The following is a 7426-nucleotide window of genomic DNA, read 5'->3' as shown; positions in this document are numbered from 1 at the left end:
TGCCGCGCAGCAGCGGGCCGCCCGTTGGTGGCGCAGCGACCTGGACGACTTCGAGGAACTCAGCCACGGCCACGGCGGGACCGTCAAGGTCGCCCTGGCCGGGCCCTGGACGCTGGCCGCGGCGGTGCGGCTGGGGCACCCCACCATGAACCACGTGATCACCGACCCCGGCGCCTGCCGGGACGTCTGGCAGGCCCTCGCCGAGGCGGCCACCGAACTGGCCGCGAGGCTCACCGGGCGACTGAACCGGCCGGTCATCCTGCAGGTCGACGAACCCATGATCGGCGCAGCGTTGGGCGGCGAACTGGCCACCTTCTCCGGGCTGGACCGCTACCGGACGCCAGACACCGACGAGGTGCTGACGGGCTGGCGAGAGCTGGTCCATTCGGTGCAGCAGGTGCCGGGGGTCGAGCAGGTCTGGCTGCACAGTTGCGCCCCCGGGGTGGACATCGACCTGGCCGGCCGCGCCGGGTTCGGCGGGCTGGCCCTGCCGGCCGAGTTCGTCTGTGATGCCCCGATGATCGACCAGTGCCACGGCTGGTTGGACGCCGGCCGCACGCTGGCCCTCGGGGTGGCCCGAACCGACCAGGCCGACCTGGCGACGGTGGACCAGTTGGTGACGCAGGCGATGAAGGCGCTGCGGCCCCTGGAGCCGACCGCACCACAACTGACCGACCAATTCGTCCTGACCCCGGACTGTGGGCTGGCGGGCTGGCCGATGCGCTCTGCCGGCCTGCTGCTGGAGCGGCTGGCCGAGGCCGCGCGGCTGGTCGCCGAACGCGCCGCGACCTAAGATTGCGGCATGCGGCGTCTCCAGGGCCTCCGGCACCTGTTCAGTGACCTGAACCTCAACGGTGCCGCCCCGGTGCGCGTCCAACCGCAACTGGGGGAGTGGGAACCCAAGCGGGTGCCGACCACCAGGCAGAAGAAGAAGGCCCGGATCACGGTGTCGATGGTCTTCGTGGCGACCGTGGTGGCGCTGTTCCTGCTCGGCGACTTCTTCTACAAGACCCTGATGGGCATCAGCTGAGCTACCGGACATGCTCGAAGACCCCTGCGGCCGCCAGCGCGATCACCACGTAGCGGGCCATGAAACCGGCGGTCAGGAAGACCGCGAAGACCGCGAAGTTCAACCGGGTGGTGGCCGCAACCACGGTGGTCAGGTAATTCGGCGGGACGCTCAGCGAACCGGACAGGAACAGGCCAACCGGACCCCACCGCGGATGTTCGACCAGTGCGATACTCCACTCGACCAGCCGCGCCCAGCGAGCCCGCCAGGTACCCGGCCTGATCGGGGCCGGCTCGCGTCGGGGCCGCCTGCGCACAAGCTGCCGGCGGCCCTGCCGGATGCCCTGGAAGACCAGCATCTTGCCGACCCCCTGCCCCGCCCCCAGCAGCACCCCAACCGGGACCGGGCCGAGCACGCCGGTCGCCACCGAGGCGACGATGAACGCCTCCGCGTTGGCCAACGGCAGCACCGAACCGGCGAGCCCGAAACCGAAGGCCAGCAGCAGCTGCCACCAAGTCTCGTCGGTCACCTGACCAGTCTGGCAGGGCCGATGCCGAACCGGGTCCAGCCTGCCACCACGTGCTCAGGCGGAGCCACGACTGGTGCCCAGCCGAAGGCCGGTCCACCCGAGACCAGGTGGCACCCAGCGTGCTCGGCCCCGCAGACCCAATGGACGCTGAATCAGCCCACCATACTCGCTGACCGATCCTCCGCAGTCGCCCAACCCGATGGGGTGCCCTTGCAGGGCCCTTCGAGCACTATGGGGCCGTAACGCCGGAAACTGCACGCTTCGAGGACCTCGTGCGGGCATGATCAGGCCGTGACGCCGGAACTGCACACCCAATTGAGGCTGTGGCCAGGGTTGCAGCGGTGTCCTGACTGACTGTGAAGGCTCGAGAGGCCCAGGCGAGGGCGGCGGCACCTGGCGAACGCAGGATTCGGAAAATGGCACGCTCCACCTGACTACGACCAAGAGCGCCACCCGACCTCTGGTGCCGAGCACTTCGGGCACCGGCCCGGACTGCTCAGCCCCGAGCTCGAACCACACACCACTGCGGAGGAACGCGCAACCATACTCGCTTGGCAATCCTCCGCAGCGCGTGGGAGGTGGGGTCGAGGTGCCGGGGCGGCGGCACGCGCGACATCCCCGGCCGAGCGCTGACCGGCCTCAGGTTGACGATTCACCCCGGCGCATCCCATGCCCGCCGGATCAGCTCCTCGAGCACGTCCAGGTCGATGTCCTCGGGCTTGTTGACGTAGATGCAGTCCGCGCCAGTGGTGTGCTTGCCCAACCGGCCCAGCAGGTCCTGGTCGTGTGGCAGGCCGTAGAGGGAGAGTTTCGCCTTGCGGGGCGAAAATCCCAGCTTGAACATGTCGCCCTCACGGCCGCTGTCATACCGGTAGTGCACCTGTCCGTAGCCGATCATCGACGGCCCCCACATCACCGGGTTCACGCCGGTCACCCGGTTGAAAATCTCCAGCAGCAGCCGCCCATGTGCAACCCGGCGGGGGCTGTCGAGGGAGGCTATGTACTGGTCGGGATCCAGCTCGGTCGGCCTGGTCCTGGCCTCATCGGCGGGCTTGCCGGACTGACCACTCTCTTTGGTGCCCATGCGAAAAGCGTAGTTCGCCCCCGTCAGTCGCCGGTAGCACCTCGGTCCGGTCGGTCAGCTCTCCAGCCGGGCCGTCCCGAGCGTGCCCGAGAGCACCTGGACCACCCTGGACAACCGGTCCAGTTCTGCGGTAAGGAACGCTGGGCCGCCGCTGCGTCCCATCAGCACCACCCGGTCGGGCAGCACCGGTACCACCGCAACCACGACATCCCCCCAGCCCGGTGCCCAGTCCGAACCAACGTCGACGCTGTGCAGGTCACCGAGCGGCTCCAGCCGGGCCAACCTCTCGGCAGTCAACTCGGGAGAGTGTTCGGTCCCGAACAGCACTGTCCGGTCGTCCCGATCGACGACCGCCGCCCACTGGCAGTGGAACAGCGCCGGCGCGTGGTCGAGGAAGTACCGTTCGGCTCCGGGCGGGTCGGCCGCCATCTGGCCGATCAGTTCTACCTCTGTCACCGCGTCCCACTCGTCGGGGCAGCGCGACACCCACAGCACCCGGGTGCCCTCGGTGGCGTGCAGCGCCGAGACCAGCCCGTCGGGCAGGACGCCCGGCGGCAGGTCGCAGATGAAGTCGTCAACCACCACGCCGTCGTCCAGGCGGCCGGCGATCCGGATCCCGGCGATGTCGGCGCCGGTGGTCGCGATCGCGGTCGCCGCCCGGCCGAGGGAACCGGGACGATCAGGCAGTCCGACGCGCAGCAGGAGCATCATCCGGCCAGTCTGCCAAACCGTGGCTCACGATCGGCCGATGACCTCGGTGGCACGCCGACGGGCCCAGGCGTCCGCGGCCAGCACCGCGTCCACGCTGAGTTCGGCGTCCCCGACGTGGCCGCCGGCCAGGTGCTCGTCCACCACCGCGGCCACGGTGTCGACGATGCCGAGGAAGCTGAGCCGCTGATCGCAGAAGGCATCCACGCAGATCTCGTTGGCGGCGTTGAACACCGCCGGTGCGGTGCCCGCCGCCCGGCCGCAGCGGCGGGCCAACTGCACGGCGGGAAAGGCCTCGTCGTCCAGCGGTTCGAAGTGCCAGTCGCGGGGCGTGCCCCAGTCATATCCCGGGGCAGCGTCCGGGACGCGGTCCGGCCAGGCCAGCGCGAGGGCGATCGGCAGGCGCATGTCGGGCGGGCTGGCCTGGCAGATGGTCGCGCCGTCGCAGAACTCCACCATCGAGTGGACGTCGCTGGTGGGATGTACCACCACGGTGATGTCGTCAAGGCTCATCCGGTACAGCAACGCCGCCTCCAGCACCTCCAGGCCCTTGTTGACCAGGGTGGCGGAGTTGATGGTGATCACCCGCCCCATCTGCCAGGACGGGTGCGCCAACGCCTCGGCGGGGGTGACGTCGGTCAACTCGGCCCGGCTGCGGCCACGGAACGGGCCGCCGGACGCGGTAAGGATCAGCCTGCGCACCTCACTGCGTTTGCCGCTGCGCAGCGACTGCAGGATCGCCGAGTGCTCCGAGTCGATCGGCACCAGTTGGCCGGGCGCGGCCGCATCGGTGACCAGCCGGCCGCCGATGACCAGCGACTCCTTGTTTGCCAGGGCCAGCGTGGTGCCGGCCGCCAGCGCGACCAGGGTCGGACGCAGCCCGGCCGCGCCGGTGATCGCGTTCACCACCACGGCGCTGCCCCGCCCGGCCAGCTCTTCGTTGCCGCCCGCACCGATCACCTCGGGACCGGCCGCGCCTACGAGGCGCCGCAACCGGGCTGCCGCCGTGTCGTCCGGCACTGCCACCACGGTGGGTGCGAACTGGCGCACCTGGTCGGCCAGCAGGTCGAGCTGGCTGCCACCCGCCGACAACCCGACCACCCGGAACCGGTCGGGATTCCGAGCGATGACGTCGAGGGTCTGGGTGCCGATCGATCCGGTGCTGCCGAGCACCACCACATCTCGCATAGGCCACAGTCTGGCACTACCTCTAGGATGTGGTGCTGTCACGGCCGCCGAGTGGCGGCCGATCGCGAACAGGAGAAGCTTGTGGCGTTGACTGCGCAGGACGTGGCGCGGCTGGCCGAGTTGGCCCGCATCGACCTGTCCGAGGAAGAACTCGCCCGATTGGCGCCCCAGCTGGACGTCATCCTGAACTCGGTGGCCAGCGTCGCCGAGGTGGTCAGTCCCGACGTGCCGCCGACCTCGCACCCGGTCCCGCTGGAGAACGTGTTCCGCGCCGATGAACTGCGCCCCAGCTGGCCGGTGGAGGCCATGCTGGCCGGCGCCCCGGCGGTGGAGGACAACCAGTTCCAGGTGCCGCGCATCCTGGATGAGGAGGCCTGATGAACGACACCATCCACGCCACCGCGGTGGAGCTGGCCGCCCGGATCGCCGCAGGTGAGCAGAGCGCGGAGGAGGTCACCCGGGCCCACCTCGACCGGATCGCTGCCGTCGACGACCAGGTGCACGCCTTCCTCGCGGTCGACGCCGGACGCGCCCTGGCCCAGGCCCGGGCCGTGGACGCCAAGCGGGCCGCCGGCGAACGGCTCAGCCCGTTGGCGGGTGTCCCGGTGGCGGTGAAGGACCTGTTCTGCTACCAGGGGCTGCCGACCACCGCGGGCTCACGGATCCTGGCTGACTGGCTGCCGCCGTACAACTCCACCGTGGTCGACCGGCTGCTGGCCGCCGACATGGTGATCCTCGGCAAGACAAACCTGGACGAGTTCGCAATGGGTTCGTCCACCGAGACCTCGGCGTTCGGGCCGACCCGCAACCCGTGGGACCTGGACCGGATTCCGGGCGGCTCGGGCGGCGGCTCCTCGGCTAGCCTGGCCGCCTTCGAGGCCCCGCTGGCCATCGGCACCGACACCGGCGGCTCGATCCGGCAGCCGGCTTCGGTGACCGGCACGGTCGGGGTCAAGCCGACCTACGGCGGGGTCTCCCGGTACGGGGTGATCGCCATGGCGTCCTCGCTCGACCAGCCCGGCCCATGCGCCCGGAACATGCTGGACGCCGCACTGCTGCACCAGGTGATCGGCGGTCACGACCCGGCCGACTCCACGTCGATCAACGCGCCGGTGCCCGATGTCGTGGCCGCCGCCCGCAAGGCCGACGTCAGTGGACTGCGGGTGGGCGTGGTGACCGAGTTGGGCGGTGAGGGCTACGCCCCCGGTGTCGAGGCCAGGTTCGCCGAGGCGGTCGAGCTGCTGTCGTCGCTGGGTGCCGAGATCGTCGAGGTCAGCTGCCCCAGCTTCGCGCACGCCTTCGCGGCCTACTACCTGATCATGCCCGCCGAGGCGTCCAGCAACCTGGCCCGCTACGACGGGATGCGCTACGGGCTGCGGGTGAACGGTGGCCGGTACGAGTCCGCGGAGCAGGTGATGCGGGCCACCCGCGCCGCCGGGTTCGGCGACGAGGTCAAACGCCGCATCATCATCGGCACCTACGCGCTGTCGGCGGGCTATTACGACGCCTACTACGGCTCGGCCCAGAAGGTGCGCACCCTGATCCGCCGTGACTTCGACGCCGCCTTCGCCCAGTGCGAGGTGCTGGTCTCGCCGGCCACCCCGACCACCGCCTTCCGGTTCGGCGAACGCCTCTCCGACCCGATCGCGATGTACAAGTCCGACCTGTGCACGATCCCCACCAACCTGGCCGGCAACGCCGCTGCCAGCGTCCCGATCGGCCTGGCCGAGGAGGACGGCATGCCGGTGGGCCTGCAGATCATGGCGCCGGCGATGGCCGACGACCGCTGCTACCTGGTCGGGGCGGCCGTCGAGGCGGCGCTCGCCGACCGGTGGGGTGGTCCGCTGCTCGACCGCGTCCCGGCGCTTGAGGAGGTGGCCCGATGAACGGTATCGACGAACTGATGGACTACGACGAGGTGATGGCCCGCTACGACGTGGTCATCGGGCTGGAGGTACACGTCGAACTCAGCACCCGGTCGAAGATGTGGTGCGGCTGCAGCGCCGACTTCGGCGGTGAACCCAACACCCACACCTGCCCGGTCTGCCTCGGCCTGCCCGGGGCGTTGCCGGTGGTCAACCGGACGGCCGTCGAGTCCGCCATCCGGATCGGGTTGAGCCTGGGCTGCCAGATCGCCGAGTGGTGCCGGTTCGCCCGGAAGAACTACTTCTACCCGGACATGACGAAGAACTACCAGATCTCCCAGTACGATGAGCCGTTGTGCTTCGACGGTGAGGTCGACATCGAGGTGGACGGCCAGTCCTACCGCATTCCGATCGAACGGGTGCACATGGAGGAGGACGCCGGCAAGTCCACCCACGTCGGCGGCGCCGGACGGATCCAGGGTGCGGAGTACTCGCTGCTCGACTACAACCGGGCCGGTGTGCCGCTGATGGAGATCGTCACCAAGCCGGTGCTGGGCACCGGGACGCAGGGTCCGGTGGTGGCCCGGGAGTACATGGCGTTCCTGCGGGAGATGATGCGGGCGCTGGGGGTCTCGGACGCCCGGATGGAGCGGGGCAACATGCGCTGCGACGCCAACGTCTCGCTGATGCCCAAGGGGACCGCAGTACTCGGTACCCGCACCGAGACCAAGAACATCAACTCGCTGCGGTCGGTGGAGGCCGCGCTGCACTACGAGATCCAGCGGCAGGGGGCGGTGCTCGCCGCCGGCGGCCGGGTCGTCCAGGAGACCCGGATGTGGCATGAGGAGGGCTACACCACTGCCGGACGCTCCAAGGAAACCGCCGAGGACTACCGGTACTTCCCCGAACCCGACCTGGTGCCGCTGGCACCGAGCCCGGGGTGGGTGGCCGAGCTGCGCGCCAGCCTGCCCGAACCGCCGGCCCAGCGCCGCAGCCGGCTGCAGGCCGAGTGGGGGTTCACCGACCTGGAGATGCGCGACATC

9 protein-coding genes are annotated in these 7426 nt (G+C 70.1%); 5 read left to right on the top strand and 4 right to left on the bottom strand.

The features are described 5' to 3' along the window. Positions 1–793: hypothetical protein (locus tag WBL05_RS08750; RefSeq protein ID WP_424225281.1), on the top strand; the 793-nt coding region annotated here is incomplete at its 5' end. Positions 794–802: 9 nt separating this feature from the next. After that, complete coding sequence (locus WBL05_RS08745) at positions 803–1030, top strand: hypothetical protein (RefSeq protein ID WP_424225280.1); 228 nt, start codon at positions 803–805, stop codon at positions 1028–1030. Position 1031: 1 nt separating this feature from the next. Here WBL05_RS08745 and WBL05_RS08740 read toward each other — a convergent pair whose 3' ends face one another. The 4 genes from WBL05_RS08740 to dxr all read right to left on the bottom strand — a co-directional run bounded on the left by WBL05_RS08740 (position 1032) and on the right by dxr (position 4518). Next, entirely contained in the window at positions 1032–1538 is a 507-nt protein-coding gene (locus WBL05_RS08740; protein ID WP_424225278.1) for a hypothetical protein, read from the bottom strand. A 652-nt stretch (positions 1539–2190) separates the two neighbouring features. Further along, complete coding sequence (locus tag WBL05_RS08735; RefSeq protein ID WP_424225277.1) at positions 2191–2622, bottom strand: DUF1801 domain-containing protein; 432 nt, start codon at positions 2620–2622, stop codon at positions 2191–2193. Positions 2623–2676: 54 nt separating this feature from the next. Further along, on the bottom strand, positions 2677–3333 hold the full coding sequence (locus tag WBL05_RS08730; RefSeq protein WP_424225276.1) for an amino acid-binding protein: 657 nt from the start codon (positions 3331–3333) through the stop codon (positions 2677–2679). Between the two features lie 24 nt (positions 3334–3357). Next, a complete protein-coding gene (dxr, locus tag WBL05_RS08725; protein ID WP_424225274.1) occupies positions 3358–4518 on the bottom strand; it encodes a 1-deoxy-D-xylulose-5-phosphate reductoisomerase in 1161 nt (386 codons plus the stop codon). A gap of 27 nt (positions 4519–4545) precedes the next feature. Here dxr and gatC point away from each other — a divergent pair, with 27 nt between their 5' ends. The 3 genes from gatC to gatB form a co-directional block, all read left to right on the top strand. After that, positions 4546–4896, top strand: coding sequence for an Asp-tRNA(Asn)/Glu-tRNA(Gln) amidotransferase subunit GatC (gene gatC, locus WBL05_RS08720; protein ID WP_424225273.1), 351 nt, complete (start codon positions 4546–4548; stop codon positions 4894–4896). After that, complete coding sequence (gene gatA / locus WBL05_RS08715; protein ID WP_424225271.1) at positions 4896–6404, top strand: Asp-tRNA(Asn)/Glu-tRNA(Gln) amidotransferase subunit GatA; 1509 nt, start codon at positions 4896–4898, stop codon at positions 6402–6404. The genes gatC and gatA overlap by 1 nt, the downstream gene beginning before the upstream one ends. Further along, positions 6401–7426: Asp-tRNA(Asn)/Glu-tRNA(Gln) amidotransferase subunit GatB (gatB, locus tag WBL05_RS08710; protein WP_424225269.1), on the top strand; the 1026-nt coding region annotated here is incomplete at its 3' end. The genes gatA and gatB, both read left to right, overlap by 4 nt.

Source organism: Brooklawnia sp., from assembly GCF_049651565.1.
GTDB lineage: Bacteria > Actinomycetota > Actinomycetes > Propionibacteriales > Propionibacteriaceae > Brooklawnia.
The sequence above is the reverse complement of the archived record's forward strand: the minus strand, read 5'-3'. Positions and strand labels throughout refer to the sequence as shown.